General features: G+C 53.8%; 19 protein-coding genes and 1 other RNA gene. 13 read left to right on the top strand and 7 right to left on the bottom strand.

The window, feature by feature from the left end; all coding sequences use genetic code 11:
- Positions 1–30: 30 nt before the first annotated feature.
- The 3 genes from KE671_RS05090 to ydiK all read right to left on the bottom strand — a co-directional run bounded on the left by KE671_RS05090 (position 31) and on the right by ydiK (position 1,991).
- Complete coding sequence (locus KE671_RS05090; protein ID WP_206162758.1) at positions 31–387, bottom strand: YdiL family protein; 357 nt, start codon at positions 385–387, stop codon at positions 31–33.
- Between the two features lie 197 nt (positions 388–584).
- Positions 585–692, bottom strand: an RNA gene (gene rprA / locus KE671_RS05085) — antisense sRNA RprA.
- Positions 693–878: 186 nt separating this feature from the next.
- A complete protein-coding gene (ydiK, locus tag KE671_RS05080) occupies positions 879–1,991 on the bottom strand; it encodes an AI-2E family transporter YdiK (RefSeq protein WP_206162017.1) in 1,113 nt (370 codons plus the stop codon).
- Positions 1,992–2,196: 205 nt separating this feature from the next.
- Between ydiK and ydiJ the strand changes: the two genes are divergently transcribed.
- The 3 genes from ydiJ (at position 2,197) to KE671_RS05065 (ending at position 5,949) form a co-directional block, all read left to right on the top strand.
- Positions 2,197–5,253 carry a D-2-hydroxyglutarate dehydrogenase YdiJ gene (gene ydiJ, locus KE671_RS05075; protein WP_206162016.1) on the top strand — a complete coding sequence of 1,019 codons (3,057 nt, stop codon included), beginning with the start codon at positions 2,197–2,199 and terminating at the stop codon, positions 5,251–5,253.
- Complete coding sequence (menI, locus tag KE671_RS05070) at positions 5,250–5,660, top strand: 1,4-dihydroxy-2-naphthoyl-CoA hydrolase (RefSeq protein WP_206162015.1); 411 nt, start codon at positions 5,250–5,252, stop codon at positions 5,658–5,660. Before ydiJ ends, menI begins: the two co-directional genes overlap by 4 nt.
- A 100-nt stretch (positions 5,661–5,760) precedes the next feature.
- Entirely contained in the window at positions 5,761–5,949 is a 189-nt protein-coding gene (locus tag KE671_RS05065) for a YdiH family protein (protein WP_042282711.1), read from the top strand.
- 68 nt (positions 5,950–6,017) lie between these two features.
- Here KE671_RS05065 and KE671_RS05060 read toward each other — a convergent pair whose 3' ends face one another.
- A complete protein-coding gene (locus tag KE671_RS05060) occupies positions 6,018–6,869 on the bottom strand; it encodes a Vmh family MBL fold metallo-hydrolase (RefSeq protein ID WP_206162014.1) in 852 nt (283 codons plus the stop codon).
- A 124-nt stretch (positions 6,870–6,993) separates the two neighbouring features.
- On the opposite strand from KE671_RS05060, the gene KE671_RS05055 reads away from it, so the two are divergent.
- From KE671_RS05055 to ldtE, 8 genes are all read left to right on the top strand, one after another.
- Complete coding sequence (locus KE671_RS05055) at positions 6,994–7,881, top strand: LysR family transcriptional regulator (protein WP_206162013.1); 888 nt, start codon at positions 6,994–6,996, stop codon at positions 7,879–7,881.
- A 460-nt stretch (positions 7,882–8,341) separates the two neighbouring features.
- Positions 8,342–8,710, top strand: a complete 369-nt coding sequence (gene sufA, locus KE671_RS05050; RefSeq protein ID WP_061077356.1) for a Fe-S cluster assembly scaffold SufA — start codon at positions 8,342–8,344, stop codon at positions 8,708–8,710.
- An 8-nt stretch (positions 8,711–8,718) separates the two neighbouring features.
- Positions 8,719–10,206 (top strand): Fe-S cluster assembly protein SufB, encoded by a 1,488-nt coding sequence (gene sufB, locus KE671_RS05045; protein ID WP_206162012.1) that lies wholly within the window; start codon positions 8,719–8,721, stop codon positions 10,204–10,206.
- A 9-nt stretch (positions 10,207–10,215) separates the two neighbouring features.
- Positions 10,216–10,962 carry a Fe-S cluster assembly ATPase SufC gene (gene sufC / locus KE671_RS05040; protein ID WP_206162011.1) on the top strand — a complete coding sequence of 249 codons (747 nt, stop codon included), beginning with the start codon at positions 10,216–10,218 and terminating at the stop codon, positions 10,960–10,962.
- Positions 10,937–12,208 carry a Fe-S cluster assembly protein SufD gene (gene sufD, locus KE671_RS05035; protein ID WP_206162010.1) on the top strand — a complete coding sequence of 424 codons (1,272 nt, stop codon included), beginning with the start codon at positions 10,937–10,939 and terminating at the stop codon, positions 12,206–12,208. Before sufC ends, sufD begins: the two co-directional genes overlap by 26 nt.
- The gene (gene sufS / locus KE671_RS05030) at positions 12,205–13,425 is read left to right on the top strand and encodes a cysteine desulfurase SufS (protein ID WP_206162009.1); all 1,221 of its coding nucleotides are present in this window, start codon (positions 12,205–12,207) and stop codon (positions 13,423–13,425) included. The genes sufD and sufS overlap by 4 nt, the downstream gene beginning before the upstream one ends.
- A 12-nt stretch (positions 13,426–13,437) precedes the next feature.
- Positions 13,438–13,854, top strand: a complete 417-nt coding sequence (gene sufE / locus KE671_RS05025; protein WP_206162008.1) for a cysteine desulfuration protein SufE — start codon at positions 13,438–13,440, stop codon at positions 13,852–13,854.
- Between the two features lie 98 nt (positions 13,855–13,952).
- Entirely contained in the window at positions 13,953–14,948 is a 996-nt protein-coding gene (gene ldtE, locus KE671_RS05020; RefSeq protein WP_206162007.1) for a L,D-transpeptidase LdtE, read from the top strand.
- Positions 14,949–15,013: 65 nt separating this feature from the next.
- Here ldtE and lpp read toward each other — a convergent pair whose 3' ends face one another.
- The 3 genes from lpp to KE671_RS23050 all read right to left on the bottom strand — a co-directional run bounded on the left by lpp (position 15,014) and on the right by KE671_RS23050 (position 17,210).
- Positions 15,014–15,250, bottom strand: coding sequence for a murein lipoprotein Lpp (gene lpp, locus KE671_RS05015; protein ID WP_001082307.1), 237 nt, complete (start codon positions 15,248–15,250; stop codon positions 15,014–15,016).
- A gap of 309 nt (positions 15,251–15,559) precedes the next feature.
- Complete coding sequence (gene pykF / locus KE671_RS05010; RefSeq protein WP_043000839.1) at positions 15,560–16,972, bottom strand: pyruvate kinase PykF; 1,413 nt, start codon at positions 16,970–16,972, stop codon at positions 15,560–15,562.
- A 7-nt stretch (positions 16,973–16,979) separates the two neighbouring features.
- On the bottom strand, positions 16,980–17,210 hold the full coding sequence (locus tag KE671_RS23050; protein ID WP_432759329.1) for a hypothetical protein: 231 nt from the start codon (positions 17,208–17,210) through the stop codon (positions 16,980–16,982).
- 285 nt (positions 17,211–17,495) lie between these two features.
- Between KE671_RS23050 and KE671_RS05005 the strand changes: the two genes are divergently transcribed.
- Positions 17,496–18,518 carry a methionine ABC transporter ATP-binding protein gene (locus tag KE671_RS05005; protein ID WP_206162006.1) on the top strand — a complete coding sequence of 341 codons (1,023 nt, stop codon included), beginning with the start codon at positions 17,496–17,498 and terminating at the stop codon, positions 18,516–18,518.
- Entirely contained in the window at positions 18,511–19,179 is a 669-nt protein-coding gene (locus tag KE671_RS05000) for a methionine ABC transporter permease (RefSeq protein WP_054176650.1), read from the top strand. The genes KE671_RS05005 and KE671_RS05000 overlap by 8 nt, the downstream gene beginning before the upstream one ends.
- The last annotated feature ends 3 nt before the right edge of the window (positions 19,180–19,182 follow it).

Here is a 19,182-nt window from a genome sequence, read left to right as displayed (position 1 = left end):
ATGAATCGCCAATGGCAGGAAATATGTGGTCTAACACAATCGTTCCAGGTCGTGGGCATAGAGTTCAGCAGCAACGGATTGATAAATTTTCCAGTCAAGGAAACTGCCATCACGATAGACTGACTGGAAATCAGCTAAATCAGAAAAGAAACGCATTGTATTATTACCAATACGATTGTTTATCTTCTCAATAATGGCATTAATGCGTAGTTTTCTTTTCCTTCGCATGTCCAGCAGCGTTTCAACAATGGCGCGAGGCGGTTCGCCTTCGCTATTTTCCCAACGCTGCCAGTCGGCGACATTATAATCTGGCGCAATCCACGACACGCACTCTTCAATGGTCATTGCAAAAATATGACGTAATGCCTGTAGTTCATAAGCGTTCATCATTGAATGACCTCATATTAAAAAACGATAGAGCATAAATAACACTATTAAGCAGGCTTCGGCATGAAGAGAGTCACAGTATCTTGTGCAATATTATTTGTTATGGGCATGTGAAAGGGGGATTTCCCTGAAAAAGAGAGGGATATAGACAAAGGAGGGGAAGGATTATTTTGCGATGAGACAGCAGCAACTTCAGGATAAAAAAAAGCCCATCGTGGGAGATGGGCAAAGACTACACACAGCAATTCGTTGTTTCACTCAGGGGATTTCCATACTTATAAATCAATGTCTTGATCTATAACCGTGAGCTAATAGTAGGGTATGAGGCGTTTTAGCGTCGATCAGATTCGTCTCAATAGTTTAAAAACCGTAAAGAATATGAGATGTAAATCAGGGATAGCGAAGCGGAAACAGAGAGTAGAGATAAGTTGCGGTACGATATTGTTTAGCCATGCTAATCAATCAGGCGACCGGAGTCGCCTGGGATAGCGTTATTCTTTAGAGGTTTCGATTTCACTCAGCTCTGCAAGGATCTCTTCAGGTTTGCTGGTGGGGGCTGGCGCTTCGTTGACCCAGGCCGAGAACAGTCGCCAGGAAACGGCCAGCAGTACCGGACCGATAAACAGACCAATCATCCCAAAGGCAATCAGGCCGCCAATGACGCCGGAGAGGATCAGGATCAGCGGCAAATCCGCGCCCATCCGGATAAGCATCGGGCGAATAACGTTATCCAGCGTGCCCACCACGCAGCTCCATACCAGCAAGACGGTGCCCCAGGTGGTATCACCGGTCCAGTAAAGCCAGATGATGGCAGGAATAAGCACCGGAAGCGGCCCCAGTTGTACCAGACAGGAGAGAATCATCACGACAGTGAGCAGGGTGGCATAAGGCACGCCAGAAACCGCCAGACCGATGCCGCCCAGCACGGCCTGCACCAGCGCGGTCACCACCACACCCAGCGCCACCGCGCGGATCGCCTGTGCGGCCAGCAGCATTGCCGCGTCGCCGCGTTTTGCCGCCAGACGGTAAGCAAAATGGCGAATACCCAGCGCCACAGTCTCACCGCGCCAGTACAGCAGGGCGCTGAATAGCAGCATCAGGCCGCAGTGCATCATAAATCGACCGATGTGCGCAGCCTGACCGACAAACCAGGTCGTCGTAGTGCCAATGTACGGACGGACCTTCGCCATGATCGCCGTACCGCCCATATCCAACAGGTTATGCCAGCCAGCGTATAACTTCGCGCCAACAAGCGGAATGCTGTTCAGCCAGGCCAGATCCGGCAACGTCATGTCCCCGCCCGTGACGGCGTGAATCAGCGGACCGCTGCCGTCAACGATACTGTTGACCAACAGGGCAATGGGGATCACAAACAGCAGTACCAATAAAAGCGTCATCACCAGAACCGCCAGCGAACGGCGGCCCCAGAGTAATTTTTGCAGACGCAGTAGAACCGGCCACGTCGCAATGACGATCGTCCCGGCCCAGGCAAAGCCCAGAATAAAAGGTTGAACAATCCAGAGACACGCCACAATCATGATGGCTAAAAACAGCACCGACAGCAGCACTTGTGCGATATCCCTGGGCTGACGACTATTGACCATAAACTCTTTCACCTATGTAGTGCGTCAGATCGTTGACGCGACGCGACCGCTCGAAACACGTCTCATAATGATGAGCAATTTCAGCGGTTTTTGACAGGCGGATTCTGCCAGTATTTCTGTTGGGTGTATTAGAAAAAAATGTGATACAACAATAAGCAAACGATTAACACCCACAACACACAGACCGCAGGAAAGGGTCACGATAATGATTCCACAAATTTCTCAGGCACCCGGCGTCGTTCAACTGGTGCTCAATTTTTTGCAAGAGCTGGAGCAGCAAGGATTTACCGGCGATACGGCAACCAGTTATGCCGATCGTCTGACAATGTCGACAGATAATAGTATCTATCAACTCCTCCCCGATGCCGTCGTTTTCCCCCGTTCAACGGCCGATGTGGCGCTGATTGCCCGCCTGGCGGCGCAACCGCGTTATACCTCGCTGCTCTTCACTCCGCGCGGCGGCGGTACCGGCACTAACGGACAGGCGCTCAACCAGGGCATCATTGTCGATATGTCCCGCTATATGAGCCGCATCATTGAAATCAACCCGGAAGAGGGCTGGGTGCGGGTGGAAGCGGGGGTGATCAAGGATCAACTGAATCAGTATCTGAAGCCGTATGGCTATTTTTTTGCCCCGGAATTGTCCACCAGTAACCGGGCAACGCTGGGCGGGATGATTAACACCGACGCCTCCGGACAGGGGTCGCTGGTCTACGGGAAGACGTCCGACCACGTGCTCGGAGTGCGGGCCGTGCTGCTGGGCGGCGATATTCTCGATACGCAGCCGCTGCCGGTGGAACTGGCGGAAACACTCGGCCAGAGCAACACCACGATTGGTCGCATTTATCGCACGGTGTTTGAGCGCTGCCGCGATAACCGTCAGTTAATCATTGATAAATTCCCTAAGCTGAACCGCTTCCTGACGGGCTACGATTTGCGCCATGTGTTTAATGATGACATGAGCGAATTCGATCTGACCCGCATTCTCACGGGGTCGGAAGGTACGCTGGCGTTCATTACAGAAGCACGGCTGGACATTACGCCACTGCCGAAAGTGCGGCGCCTGGTGAACGTGAAATATGACTCCTTTGACTCCGCGTTGCGCAATGCGCCATTTATGGTGGACGCGCGCGCGCTGTCGGTGGAGACCGTTGATTCAAAAGTGCTGAACCTGGCGCGTGAAGATATCGTCTGGCATTCGGTGAGTGAACTGATTACCGATGTACCGGACAAAGAGATGCTCGGCCTGAATATTGTCGAATTTGCCGGGGATGATGAAACCGTTATCGACGGGCAGGTCGCCTCCCTGTGCGAGCGGCTTGATGAACTGATCTCTCGTGAAGAGGCGGGCGTGATTGGCTGGCAGCTATGCACTGAGCTGGCGGGCGTTGAGCGTATCTATGCGATGCGTAAAAAAGCGGTGGGTCTGCTGGGCAATGCGAAAGGGGCAGCAAAACCGATTCCCTTTGCTGAAGACACCTGCGTGCCGCCGGAACATCTTGCTGATTACATTGCGGAGTTCCGCGCGCTGCTTGATAGTCACGGTCTGAGCTACGGCATGTTCGGTCACGTCGACGCCGGGGTGCTTCATGTGCGGCCAGCGCTGGATATGTGCGACCCGCAGCAGGAAGTGTTGATGAAGCACATCTCCGATGAGGTAGTGGCGCTGACGGCGAAATATGGCGGTCTGCTGTGGGGCGAACACGGTAAAGGTTTCCGCGCCGAATACAGCCCGGCGTTTTTCGGCGATGAACTCTTCGCGGAACTGCGGAAGGTCAAAGCGGCGTTCGATCCGCAAAACCGGCTGAATCCGGGGAAAATTTGTCCGCCGGAAGGTATCGATGCGCCGATGATGAAAGTCGATGCGGTCAAACGCGGCACTTGGGACCGACAAATCCCGCTGGCCGTGCGCCAGACCTGGCGTGGCGCGCTGGAATGTAACGGTAACGGTCTGTGCTTTAACTTTGATGCGAAGAGCCCGATGTGCCCGTCAATGAAAATCAGCCTCAATCGCATCCATTCGCCAAAAGGGCGCGCGACGCTGGTGCGTGAATGGTTGCGTTTGCTGGCGGATCGTGGTGTTGATCCGCTGCGACTGGAAAACGCGCTGGCGAGCAAACGGCCCAGCCTGCGATCTCTGATTTCACGCACCCGTAACACCTGGCATGCCAGCAAGGGCGAGTATGACTTCTCGCATGAAGTGAAGGAGGCAATGTCCGGCTGTCTGGCCTGTAAGGCCTGTTCGACGCAGTGTCCGATCAAAATCGACGTCCCGGAATTCCGCTCGCGCTTCCTGCAGCTTTACCATACCCGCTACCTGCGCCCACTGCGTGATCATCTGGTGGCGACGGTCGAAACCTATGCGCCGCTGATGGCGCGGGCACCCAGGACCTTCAACTTCTTTATTAATCAGCCGCTGGTGCGCAAACTGTCGGCAAAACATATTGGCATGGTCGATCTGCCGCTGCTGTCGACGCCGTCACTGCAACAGCAGATGGTTGGGCATCGTTCGGCGAACATGACGCTGGAGCAGCTTGAAGCGCTGACGGATGTGCAGAAAGCCAATACGGTGCTGGTGGTTCAGGATCCGTTCACCAGCTATTACGACGCGCAGGTGGTTGCGGATTTCGTCCGTCTGATTGAAAAGCTGGGGATGCAGCCGGTTCTGTTGCCGTTCTCACCAAACGGTAAAGCGCAGCATATTAAAGGATTCCTGACCCGCTTTGCGAAGACTGCGAAAAAAACCTCTGAGTTTTTGAACCGCGTGGCAAAACTGGGAATGCCGATGGTTGGCGTTGATCCGGCGCTGGTGCTCTGTTACCGCGATGAGTACAAACTGGCGTTAGGCGAAGCGCGCGGTGATTTCCAGGTGCAGCTCGCCAACGAGTGGCTGGCAACGGCGCTGGCTTCGCAGGAGCCACGTGACGTCAGCGGCGAATCCTGGTATTTCTTTGGTCACTGTACCGAAGTGACCGCACTGCCCGGCGCTCCCGCGCAATGGGTGTCGATCTTTGCCCGCTTTGGCGCGAAGCTGGAAAACGTGGGCGTGGGCTGCTGCGGTATGGCCGGTACCTACGGTCACGAGGCGAAAAATCATGCGAGTTCACTGGGCATTTATGAACTGTCATGGCATCAGGCGATGGAGCGGCTGCCGCGTAACCGGTGTCTTGCAACGGGATATTCCTGCCGCAGTCAGGTGAAACGGGTCGAAGGCACGGGCGTGCGTCATCCTGTACAGGCATTACTGGAGATTATTGGATGATCTGGAAACGTGAAGTTACCCTCGACGCCCTCAATGCGATGGGCGCTGGCAACATGGTCGGCCTGTTGGATATTCGCTTTGAGCATATCGGCGAGGATACGCTGGAAGCGTCAATGCCCGTCGACGGACGCACGAAGCAGCCGTTTGGCCTGCTGCACGGTGGCGCTTCCGTCGTGCTTGCAGAAAGCATCGGCTCTGTTGCCGGTTATCTGTGCACTCAGGGCGAGCAGAAAGTCGTGGGACTGGAAGTGAACGCTAACCATGTCCGCTCTGCGCGGGAAGGGCGCGTGAAGGGGATTTGTAAGGCGATTCATACCGGCTCCCGGCATCAGGTCTGGCAGATCAACATCTACGATGAGCAGCAGCGACTGTGCTGTACTTCAAGATTGACCACGGCGGTTGTGTGACGTTGTCACAAAATAAAATGTGATCTCTATTGCTTTTGGTCATAATCTGCGCAGTAAAAGGTGATATACTGTGCAGGTTTTGACCATAAGCGAGGATGATATGACAAGCCAACTAGACCCGGCCCAACTGGCAATTGAGTTTTTACGTCGTGATAAAACCGAGCTCTCTCCAGCCCAATATCTTAAAAGACTGAAACAGCTTGAGCTGGAATTCGCCGATTTACTGACGCTCTCTTCCACTGAATTAAAAGAAGAGATCTACTTTGCCTGGCGCCTTGGCGTTCATTGATTCAGCGATCGTTAACGTAAAGAGAACCCGACATACGTGTCGGGTTTTTTTGTTCCTCCCTGGCGGTATTACCACGCCATCTCGCCCGAATTCACTTTCGCGCTCAACTCCAGCGAACTTTCCTCTGCCAGTCCCGGCCACGCGGCTTTCATCGTGTTAATGACCCAGGTCGCGCCTTTTTTTGCCGCCAGGGTCTGTTCGAATGATTGCAGATAATCCTGCGTAAAGCGGATGGCCTCAGCGCCAGCGGGGCGCTCGCCAAGGTAATGTCCTGGGATGACCTGTGCAGGTTGCAGGTTATGCATTTCAGTCAGGACATGACGCCACGATGCGCGCTGCTCTGGTGTCTGCGTATCAGCCGTCCATACATGAATACCCGACGCCACGCCCGTGCCGCCGAGAATGGTCCGGTTCGCTGGCACCCAAACATACGCCGCGTAATCATTGGGATGACGCAGCTCCAGCGTTTCGCCATCGATGCGAAAACGTGTTTCTGTGCTGGCCTGCGGTACGGTCAGCGTCGTTGGCGCACCTTCTTTCATCTGTGGTCCCCAGTACTCCAACTTATCCTGCTTAGTGGCGCGAATATGCTCAACGACCCTTGGCATCGCCAGTACCTTCGCGTGCGGAAACGCCTTCACAACCGGTTGCAGGCCGAAATAGAAATCCGGATCGCCGGAGGTAATCACGATGGCCTTCAGCGTCTTGCCACGGGATTTGATCATCTCCACCAGCTTTTCACCGTCTTTGGTGCTGAACTGCGCATCAAATAATATCGCTTCCGTAGGGCCGGATACCAATGTTGAAGAAACAGGGAAGATGGCGTTTTCCTGCGGGTTATAAACGTCAAGTTGCAGCGGCGCGGCAAACAGTGGAGAGGCGACAGCAGGCAGCAACAGGGCCAGCAGTTTACTTTTCATGAGGGATAACCTTATGCAGATGAAGTAGTTTTATATGTGGTCCTTATTCTAAGGAAATTGCGATCTGTTAGAATTCCCGTATCAGAACATGCTGAGTTTCATAAAACGATCGGATGGGGCGGCGATGGACAGAGTGATGGCAGCGACAGTGTTTAACCATATCTGCGATTTAGGCAGCCTGAGTGCTGCGGCGCGGGCGCTGGGTCTCTCCCGACCGATGGTGAGCCGTTATCTTGATGAGATGGAGAAATGGGTCGGGGCGCGGCTGATTCATCGCACCTCGCGCAAGCTGACAATTACGCCAGCCGGAGAAGAGGCGCTGCTAAAGACGCGGACGCTGGCGCAACTTTCGCAAGCGATTGGCGCATCAACGGCGGCAGACATTCCCAGCGGAACGCTACGCGTTGCCTGTGCGCACTTTACGGCAATGCATATTCTCGCCCCGGTGCTGCCGGGTTTTTTAGCGCGCTATCCCGAACTGCGTATTGAGGTTGAGATAAACAATCAGCCGGTCAGTTTGGTCGGTGAACGTATTGATCTCGCGATTCGCATTACCGACAACCCAGAGCCCGGCACGATAGCCCGCCGACTCGGCGATTGCGAATCGGTTCTCTGTGCGTCAGAAGCGTATTTGTCTCAGCACGGCACCCCGCAGACGGTGGAAGATCTCGCCCGGCATAACTGTCTGTATTACAGTGGGTTTTCCGGGAGATCGTGGCATTTTATCGACGCGCAGGGCGAGGCGGTCTCGGTGGCAATTAAGGGAAATCTGAGTGCCGGGATTTCGTCTCTGCTCTGCGAATCCGCGCTGGCAGGCATGGGGATTGCGCTGGTGCCGGAAAAGGAAGCGCGTGAAGGACTGGCCGAGGGGCGACTGGTGAGGGTGCTGCCGACGCTGCAACCCCGACGCCTTGCGGTGCATGGATTGTATCTTTCCCGTGAACATCAGCCAGTCGGTATTCGGCTGTTTCTGGAGGCGATCCAGGAAACGATGTTGAACGCACATAATTGATCCACCACAAAAAAGTGCGGGATAGCAATTTGTGTTAAAAATGACCTTTACCGATATGAGACTATTCTTATCGCCCCTTCAAGAGCTAAGCCATCGCGAGTGCCGGAGATAAGCGCCGGATGGGGCCGGAACCCTTAAGGCTGTTACTGACAACCTTAAGGGTTTTGTTTTTCTGCGGTTTCACTCTTCCCATGCCTTTCCTATCCCTGAAATAGTCATTTTCTATACATCTTTACTGTATTGACCGGTCAGATCGATGACGAACGCTAAAGTGATTATTAATCAATATATTGAACAAATTTATCCATTCCTTTTAACCCGCGTGGCAGGGTCTATGCTTAATAAAAGTGGTCAAAACGGGTGAAACGCCGTAATGCCCCTGCTGTTGAGGGGTTGAAGTGAGAATCGTTATCACTAACATGGTGTTATAGCCTGATGGCTCATTATGCGAGGTAACCCTATGGAACTGCATTCAGGAACATTTAATCCGGACGATTTCGCCTGGCGCGGATTGACGCTAACCCCAGCGGCAGCGGCGCATATTCGCGAACTGGTCGCAAAGCAGCCGGGCATGCTGGGCGTGCGCCTTGGCGTTAAGCAGACGGGATGCGCTGGTTTTGGCTATGTGCTGGATACCGTAAGCGAGCCGGAAAAAGACGATCTACTGTTCGACGTTGAGGGCGCGAAGCTCTATGTCCCGCTTCAGGCGATGCCGTTTATTGATGGTACGGAAGTGGATTACGTCCGCGAAGGATTAAACCAGTTATTCAAATTTCATAACCCGAAAGCCCAGAACGAATGCGGCTGTGGCGAAAGCTTTGGGGTATAGGCGGTACTATGTCTCGTAATACTGAAGCAACAGACGATGTCAAAACCTGGACCGGAGGCCCCCTGAATTACAAAGAGGGGTTCTTTACCCAACTGCAAACGGATGAGCTGGCGAAAGGGATCAACGAAGAGGTGGTGCGCGCCATTTCGGCCAAACGCAATGAACCGGAGTGGATGCTGGAATTTCGCCTCAACGCGTTCAGAGCCTGGGTCGACATGCCGGAGCCTCACTGGCTAAAGGCGCACTACGAGAAGCTGAATTATCAGGATTACAGCTACTATTCTGCGCCCTCGTGCGGGAATTGCGATGAGACCTGCGCGTCGGAACCGGGGGCGGTACAGCAAACCGGGGCGAACGCGTTTCTCAGTAAAGAGGTGGAAGCCGCCTTCGAACAACTTGGGGTGCCGGTACGCGAAGGTCGTGAAGTGGCGGTTGACGCCATTTTTGACTCCGTCTCGGTCGCCACCACCTATCGTGAAAAGCTGGCGGAACAGGGGATCATTTTCTGCTCCTTCGGCGAGGCTATTCACGATCACCCCGATCTGGTTAAGCAGTATCTCGGCACCGTCGTACCCGGCAACGACAACTTCTTCGCCGCGCTGAATGCAGCGGTTGCATCCGATGGCACCTTTATCTATGTGCCGAAAGGCGTGCGTTGTCCGATGGAGCTTTCAACCTATTTTCGCATTAACGCCGAGAAAACCGGGCAGTTTGAGCGCACGATCCTGGTGGCGGATGAAGGCAGCTATGTGAGCTATATCGAAGGTTGCTCAGCGCCAGTTCGCGACAGCTATCAGCTGCACGCGGCGGTGGTGGAGGTCATCATCCATAAAGACGCCGAGGTAAAGTACTCCACCGTTCAGAACTGGTTCCCGGGCGATAACAACACTGGCGGCATTCTGAATTTCGTCACCAAACGCGCACTGTGCGAGGGTGAAAACAGCAAAATGTCGTGGACGCAGTCGGAGACGGGGTCAGCCATTACCTGGAAATACCCCAGTTGCATTCTGCGCGGCGACAACTCCATCGGCGAATTTTACTCGGTGGCGTTGACCAGTGGTCATCAGCAGGCGGATACCGGCACCAAAATGATCCATATCGGCAAAAACACCCGTTCGACCATTATCTCAAAGGGGATTTCCGCCGGACACAGCCAGAACAGCTATCGCGGGCTGGTTAAAATCATGCCGACCGCCACCAATGCCCGTAACTTTACCCAGTGCGACTCAATGCTGATTGGCGCCGACTGCGGAGCGCATACCTTCCCGTATGTCGAATGCCGCAACAACAGCGCGCAACTGGAGCACGAAGCGACCACCTCACGCATTGGTGAAGATCAGCTGTTTTATTGCCTGCAACGCGGCATTAGCGAAGAAGATGCGATCTCGATGATCGTCAACGGGTTCTGTAAAGACGTGTTCTCCGAGTTGCCGCTGGAGTTTGCCGTCGAAGCACAAAAATTACTCGCCATTAGCCTTGAACACAGCGTCGGTTAAGGAAGCAACATGTTAACGATTAAAGATTTACAGGTCAGTGTGGAAGAGAAAGCGATCCTGCGCGGGTTGAGTCTCGAGGTTCGTCCGGGGGAAGTGCATGCCATTATGGGCCCCAACGGTTCCGGGAAAAGTACGCTCTCTGCGACGCTGGCAGGGCGCGAAGATTATGAAGTCACCGGAGGGTCGGTGACATTTAAAGGGAAAGACCTGCTGGATTTGGCACCGGAAGCGCGGGCAGGCGAAGGGATATTTATGGCCTTCCAGTATCCCGTGGAAATCCCTGGCGTCAGCAATCAGTTTTTCCTGCAAACGGCGCTCAATGCCGTGCGGACCTATCGCGGCCAGGAATCGCTCGATCGCTTTGATTTTCAGGATCTGATGGAAGAGAAAATCGCGCTGCTGAAAATGCCAGAAGACCTGTTAACCCGCTCGGTGAACGTCGGTTTTTCCGGCGGCGAGAAAAAGCGCAATGACATTCTGCAAATGGCGGTGCTGGAGCCGGAACTGTGTATCCTCGATGAGTCTGATTCCGGGCTGGATATTGATGCCCTGAAAGTGGTGGCCGACGGCGTTAATTCACTGCGCGACGGTAAGCGCTCGTTCATTATCGTCACCCACTATCAGCGCATCCTTGACTATATCAAGCCGGATGTTGTCCACGTCCTGTATCAGGGGCGGATTGTGAAGTCTGGCGATTTCACGCTGGTCAAACAACTGGAGGAGCAGGGATATGGCTGGCTTACCGAACAGCAGTAACGCACTGCAACAATGGCACCACCTCTTTGAAGCGCAGGGCGAGACGCGCTCACAGCAGGCGCAGCAGCATCTCCAGCAGGTTCTGCGCCTGGGATTGCCCACGCGCAAGCATGAGAACTGGAAATACACACCGCTGGAAGGCCTCACTAACAGCCTGTTTGTCAGTCGGTATGCCAATGTCACCCCGGCGCAATGCGATGCGTTAGCGCTTAACGTGCAGGCGCTGCGGCTGGTGTTTGTCGACGGGCAGTTCAGCCCGGCGCTTAGCGACAGCTGGGAAAACAGCGGTTATGAGGTGGCAATCAATGATGAGCGGCAGAACCTGCCAGCCGCAGTACAGCCGGAGGTGTTTTTACATCTCACCGAAAGCCTTGCGCGCAGCGTGACGCACATTCGCATTAAGCGTAATCAGCGCCCGGCAACGCCGCTGCTGCTGATGCACATCACCCAGGGCGTATCTGCTGAAGAAGTGAATACCGCACACTATCGCCACCATCTTGAGCTGGCGGAAGGGGCGGAAGCGACGATTATCGAACATTATGTCAGTCTGAATGATGCCCGACATTTCACCGGCGCACGCCTGACCATGAACGTGGCGGCCAACGCGCACCTGCATCACATCAAACTGGCATTTGAAAACCCGCTCAGCCATCACTTCGCCCATAATGACATTTTGCTGGCGGCGGATGCGTCGGCGCGCAGCCACAGCTTTCTGCTCGGTGGTGCGGTGCTGCGTCATAACACCAGCACCCAACTGAACGGCGAGAATACAACGCTCAGGATCAACAGCCTGGCGATGCCGGTGAAAAATGAGGTCTGCGATACCCGCACCTGGCTTGAGCACAACAAAGGCTACTGCAACAGCCGACAGTTGCATAAAACCATCGTCAGCGATAAGGGTCGGGCGGTATTTAACGGGCTGATTAACGTAGCCCAACACGCGATCAAAACGGACGGGCAGATGACGAACAACAATCTGCTACTCGGGAAGCTCGCGGAAGTTGATACCAAACCGCAGCTGGAAATTTACGCCGATGACGTGAAGTGCAGCCACGGCGCAACGGTAGGGCGCATTGATGATGAGCAGATGTTCTACCTGCGGTCGCGTGGGATTGCTCAACAGGATGCACAGCAGATGATCCTTTATGCCTTTGCCGCGGAGCTGACTGAAGCGCTGAGCGACGAGGCGTTGAAACAACAGGTGCTGGCGCGGATCGGTCAACGTCTGCCGGGAGGCGTAGCATGACATTTTCCATCGATACAGTACGTGCGGATTTTCCCGTCCTCGCGCGTGAAGTCAATGGCCTGCCGCTGGCGTATCTCGACAGCGCCGCCAGCGCGCAAAAACCGGCGCAGGTGATTGACGCGGAAGCCGAGTTTTATCGTCACGGTTATGCGGCGGTGCATCGGGGGATCCACACCCTCAGCGCTCAGGCGACCGAAAAAATGGAAAACGTGCGCAAACTGGCGTCGCTGTTTATCAACGCTCGCTCTGCGGAAGAACTGGTGTTTGTGCGCGGTACGACGGAAGGCATTAACCTGGTCGCCAACAGTTGGGGGCCAGAGAACGTCCACGCCGGCGATAACATCATCATCAGTGAGATGGAACACCATGCCAACATTGTGCCGTGGCAGATGCTGTGCGCGCGGATGGGAGCGGAGCTGCGGGTGATCCCGCTGAACGCCGACGGCACATTGCAACAGGAGATCCTGCCTACCCTGTTTGATGAGAAAACCCGCCTGCTGGCGATAACGCACGTCTCTAATGTGCTGGGCACAGAAAACCCTGTCGCCGACATGATCGCGCTGGCGCATCAGCATGGCGCGAAGGTGCTGGTGGATGGGGCGCAGGCGGTGATGCATCACCCGGTAGATGTTCAGGCGCTGGACTGCGATTTTTATGTCTTCTCGGGCCACAAGCTGTATGGCCCGACCGGCATTGGCGTGCTCTATGTCAAAGAGGCGCTGTTGCAACAGATGCCGCCATGGGAAGGGGGCGGGTCGATGATCGCCACCGTCAGTCTGACGCAGGGGACGACCTGGACGAAAGCGCCGTGGCGCTTCGAAGCAGGGACGCCGAATACCGGCGGAATTATCGGCTTTGGCGCCGCGCTGGAATATGTATCCGCGCTGGGACTGGAGGCGATTAGCGAATACGAACAAAACCTGATGCATTACGCACTGGAACAACTGAAGGCGGTGCCGGATCTCACCTTGTACGGGCCGAACAACCGACTGGGCGTTATCGCCTTTAATCTCGGGAAACATCACGCCTATGACGTCGGCAGTTTTCTCGATAATTACGGGATCGCCGTGCGGACCGGACACCACTGCGCGATGCCGCTGATGGCTTTTTATGAGGTGCCGGCAATGTGCCGGGCGTCGCTGGCAATGTATAACACCCATGAAGAGGTGGATCGCCTGGTGACAGGCTTGCAACGAATCCATCGCTTACTGGGGTAACAGGGAGGCACTATGGCTGCGCTGCCGGATAAAGAAAAGTTGTTGCGTAATTTTCAGCGTTGCGCTAATTGGGAAGAGAAGTATCTGTACATCATTGAGCTGGGACAGCGACTGCCGGAGATAGCCGTCGCGGATCGCAGTCCTGAAAATACGATTCAGGGATGTCAGAGTCAGGTCTGGATAGTGATGCGCCAGAATGCGCAAGGCGTGATTGAATTGCAGGGCGATAGCGATGCTGCCATTGTGAAAGGACTGATTGCGGTCGTCTTCATTCTGTATCATCAGATGACGGCTCAGGATATCGTGAATTTTGATGTGCGGCCGTGGTTTGAGCAAATGGCGCTCGCGCAACATCTCACGCCGTCTCGTTCACAGGGGCTGGAAGCGATGATTCGCGCGATCCGTACCAAAGCAGCAACGCTTAGCTAAACTCAATAGACAGCTTTCATCCTGTCAGGTAAGGCAGCCGGGCTGTCTTACAGGATTATCAGCATTCTGGCCATGCCAGTGAATACAGGAGGTTGGGTATGAAACGCGCGTCTCTTATTACTCTAATGCTTATCGGCGCTTACAGCGCCATACAGGCTGCCCGGGCGGTGGATTATCCCTTACCACCTGTCGGCAGTCGCCTTGTTGGGCAGAATCAAATGTACACAGTGCAGGAAGGTGATAAAAACCTTCAGGCCATTGCCCGTCGTTTTGATACTGCCGCCATGCTCATTCTGGAGGCGAATAATACCATTGCTCCTGTGCCAAAGCCGGGTACTCTGGTAACGATCCCGTCACAGCTATTGCTGCCCGATGCGCCGCGTGAAGGCATCATTGTTAATCTGGCTGAACTGCGGCTGTACTACTATCCGCCGGGAGAAAATATCGTCCAGGTGTACCCGATCGGTATTGGCTTGCAGGGACTGGAAACGCCGGTGATGGAAACCCGCGTTGGACAGAAGATCCCGAATCCCACCTGGACGCCAACCGCAGGCATCCGTAAGCGATCTCTGGAGCGAGGTATTACCTTGCCGCCGGTGGTCCCCGCCGGGCCGAATAACCCACTGGGGCTCTTTGCGCTGCGTCTGGCGTACGGGAACGGCGAGTATCTCATTCATGGCACCAGTCAACCAGACAGCGTGGGTCTGCGCGTCAGTTCCGGCTGTATCCGGATGAACGCCCCGGACATCAAAGCGTTGTTCTCCCAGGTCAGAACGGGAACGCCGGTGAGAGTGATTAATGAGCCGGTGAAGTATTCCGTAGAGCCGAACGGACTGCGCTACGTTGAGGTCCATCGACCACTGTCGCCACAGGAAGAACAAAACGTGCAGACGATGCCATACGTGTTGCCTGCCGGGTTCAGTCAGTTTAAGGCGACGAAAGAGGTGGATGATGGGCTGGTGGATAAAGCGTTGTATCGTCGTGCGGGTTATCCGGTAGCGGTCTCCTCCGGTCAAACGCCAACTGCCGTGACCACGCCTGCTGTACAGTCAGCGCAAAATGGTTCAGTGCAGGAAGAAACGCAGACGCAGTAGCGGGAAAAAAACGCGAGACAAAAAAATGGCGCACAATGTGCGCCATTTCTATTACACAGGTACTATTACTTACGGTATTTAGTAGCCTGGTTGTCCAGACGCTGGTTAGCGCGAGCTGCGTCGTCTTTAGCAGCCTGAACGTCGGAACGCATTGCGTTCACGTCGTTGCTCAGCTGGTCAACTTTAGCGTTCAGAGTCTGAACGTCAGAAGACAGCTGATCGATTTTAGCGTTGCTGGAGCAACCAGCCAGCAGAGTAGAACCCAGGATTACCGCGCCCAGTACCAGTTTAGTACGATTCATTATTAATACCCTCTAGATTGAGTTAATCTCCATGTAGCGTTACAAGTATTACACAAAGTTTTTTATGTTGAGAATATTTTTTTGATGAGAAGACGCTTATTTTTGATCGTTCGCTCAAAGAAGCATCGAAATGCGCAAAAACGGCTAAAAAACTGAGTGAAAACAGGCGGCTTCCATCGGATTCGTCTTAGATAATCTGTAATTAGATAGCTCAATCCGATTTGCTTTTTTATTAATAGTGGCTATTGGAATAATAAAAAAAGCGCCGCGAGGGCGCTTTTTTAAACGAATTAATTCACTCGAGAATTATTACAGTACGTGAACAGATGCCGTGTTAGTGGTGCCGCTCGGTACCAGAGCACCAGAAACCATTACCACAACGTCACCTTTCTGCGCCAGACCGCTCTGCTGAGCAACCTCTTTACCCAGACGGTAGAAATCATCAGTAGAAGCAATTTCTTTCACCAGATGCGCCACAACGCCTTTGCTCAAAACCAGCTGGCGAGCCGTCACTTCGTTGGTGGTCAGCGCCAGAATAGTGGCGTCCGGGAAGTATTTACGCACTGCGCGAGCCGATTTACCGCCCTGAGTCGCTACCACGATCAGCGGCGCTTCCAGTTTTTCAGCGGTTTCTACCGCACCACGGCAGACGGCTTCAGTGATGCGCAGTTTGCGGCTGTCGTTGTTGAAGTCCAGACGGCTGGTCATCACACGGTCGGTACGCTCACAGATGGTCGCCATGATGGTGACCGCTTCCAGCGGGTATTTACCTTTTGCGGACTCGCCAGACAGCATCACCGCATCGGTGCCATCGAGGATGGCGTTAGCCACGTCGCCTGCTTCCGCACGAGTCGGACGCGGGTTTTTGATCATGGAATCCAGCATCTGGGTCGCGGTGATAACGACTTTACGCGCACGGATACATTTTTCGATCATCATCTTCTGCGCGAAGATCACCTCTTCAACCGGAATTTCAACGCCCAGGTCGCCACGTGCAACCATGATACCGTCAGAAGCTTCGAGGATTTCGTCGAAGTTGTTCAGGCCTTCCTGGTTTTCAATTTTGGAGATGATCTGGATCTTCTCGCCGCCGTGCGCTTTCAGGTGCTCACGGATTTCAACCACGTCAGAGCGCTTACGGATAAAGGAGGCCGCAACAAAGTCAACGCCTTGTTCGCAACCAAAAATCAGATCCTGTTTGTCTTTTTCTGCCAGTGCCGGCAGGGCGATAGAGACGCCTGGCAGGTTCACGCCTTTGTTTTCGCCGAGGTCACCGTTGTTCAGCACTTTACAGATTACTTTATTGCCTTCGATGGCGGTGACTTCCATACCGATCAGACCATCGTCGACCAGTACGGTGTTACCGACAGACAAATCGGAGGTGAAACCTTCGTAGGTGACCGCCACGATTTCGTTGTTACCGACGACGGATTTGTCAGTAGTGAACGTAAAAGTCTGACCTGCTTTCAGGGAAACGTCGTTACCGCCTTCCAGTTTAATGGTACGGATTTCCGGACCTTTGGTGTCGAGCAGGATTGCGGCTTTCTTGCCGGTTTTGCTCATCACGTTGCGCAGGTTCTGGATACGCTGACCGTGTTCTGCATAATCACCGTGAGAGAAGTTCAGACGCATGACGTTCATGCCCGCGTCCAGCATTTTGGTTAACATCTCTTCAGATTCGGTTTTCGGACCGATGGTGCAAACAATTTTCGTCTTTTTCATGACAGTCTTAGTCTTTAAGTTGAGAAGGATATGGAAAGCCGGCTTCCGGAACGCACTGCCTGGAAGCTAAACCTGTATTACGAAAGTTGGGATGCCTCGCACTAAGGATAGGTGACATCGATAGAGCGTGCAGAGGAATGTGTGCTCGTATTTCAGCCCGACAAAAAGGGACGTTTTGTAGTCTCTGAGTATGACAGGTCAATGTGCTGAAACCATTCAAGTGACAATTGTCACGCATTATACGCTGAAATCCACACAAAAGGAAAATGGAAACGGTGTTTCAGAATACATCCAGGCAATTACACAACAAATTGTTATTAAACAAGTCGTGTCTGCCAATTGCGCAAACGCAAAAACCAGGCTGTGTTGCGCAACTGGTCTTATTACTTCAAGTTATAACAAATGACTTTTAAATCATTTCAAATCTAAATTACCCTGATTACACTCGTTTGGACATCCATACTGCTAAATAGCTGAAAGCGCTGGCAGGATAACAATAAGCAGCAACGGATACCCAAACGACATGATTGTCCTGAAAAATATTTCGAAAGTATTCACGCCAGGCCGGCTATCCATTACTGCGGTTGATAATGTCAATCTGACCGTAGAGCAGGGGCAGATTTACGGAATTATTGGCTACAGCGGTGCCGGGAAAAGCACCCTGATTCGTCTGCTTAACGGGCTGGAAAAACCTACCGCGGGCAGTGTCACTATCAACGGTCACGAGATTTCCGCCGCGCGGGGCGAATCGCTGCGCCAGGCGCGCCTGAAAATCAGCATGGTGTTTCAGCATTTCAATTTGTTGTGGTCGCGCACCGTGCGCGAAAATATCGCCTTTTCCATGCAAATCGCCGGCGCGCCAAAAGCAAAAATTCAGGCGCGTGTGGCGGAACTGATTGAGCTGGTGGGGCTGACGGGGCGTGAAAATGCTTATCCGTCTCAGCTAAGCGGCGGGCAAAAACAGCGCGTGGGAATTGCGCGAGCGCTGGCTAACAGCCCGGATGTATTGCTGTGTGATGAAGCCACGTCGGCGCTGGATCCCCAGACAACCGATCAAATTCTTGATCTGTTGCTCGATATTAATCGCCGCTTCCGGCTGACGATTGTCCTGATCACCCATGAAATGCACGTGGTGCGCAAAATTTGCGATCGGGTGGCGGTGATGGAGAACGGTCAGGTGGTGGAAGAAGGCGATGTACTGAGCGTCTTCACACATCCGCAACAGCCGATTACCCGCCAGTTTGTCCGTCAGGTAGGACAGTATGCCGATGAAGAGGCCTTTAATCCGCAGCTGGCGAGCGAACTGGGCGGCACGGTGATTAAGTTAACCTTCACCGGGCACAGCACGCATCAGCCGATCGTCGGCGAACTGACGCTACGCTACGGCCTGCCATTCAACATCCTGCACGGCAAAATGACGCAAACGGCGCACGGCGTGTTCGGCCAGCTGTGGCTGCACGTGGTGGCGTCAGAAGAGCAGCTCAATAACATTCTGGACGACCTGCACAAAAGCGGCATTGACGGCGAGGTGATTCAACATGGCTGAGAATCTGTTTCCCCATCTGAAATGGGATCAACTTTTTGCCGCCACCCAGGAGACGCTGTATATGACCGCGCTCTCAGGCATTGCTACCTTTGTTCTCGGTATCGTCCTCGGACTGGCGCTGTTCCTGACCGCACGCGGCGGGTTGTTCCAGAACCGCGCGTTGTACAGCGGCATTTCGCTGGTGGTGAATATTTTCCGTTCGATCCCGTTCATCATTTTGATCGTTTTGTTGATCCCGTTTACCAAAGCGATTGTCGGCACCATTCTTGGCGCCAATGCCGCATTACCGGCGTTGATTGTCGGTGCCGCGCCATTCTATGCGCGTCTGGTTGAGATCGCCCTGCGCGAAGTGGATAAGGGCGTCATTGAAGCGACACGTTCTATGGGCGCTCGTCTCAGCACCTTAATTTTTCGGGTTTTGTTACCTGAATCGTCACCCGCTCTGGTGTCCGGTATCACCGTGACGCTGATTGCGCTGGTCAGTTACAGTGCGATGGCTGGGGTGATTGGGGCAGGTGGTTTAGGGAATCTGGCTTATCTGGAAGGATTCCAGCGCAACCACAACGACGTCACGCTGGTGGCGACAGTGACCATTCTGGTCATCGTCTTCATTATCCAGTTTTGCGGCGATGTGATCACTTCTCTGTTAGATAAACGCTAATAA

Source organism: Citrobacter amalonaticus (genome assembly GCF_018252635.1).
In the GTDB taxonomy this organism is placed as follows: Bacteria; Pseudomonadota; Gammaproteobacteria; order Enterobacterales; family Enterobacteriaceae; genus Citrobacter_A; species Citrobacter_A amalonaticus_E.
Note: the sequence above shows the minus strand (reverse complement) of the source record. Positions and strands in the feature narration are given on the sequence as shown.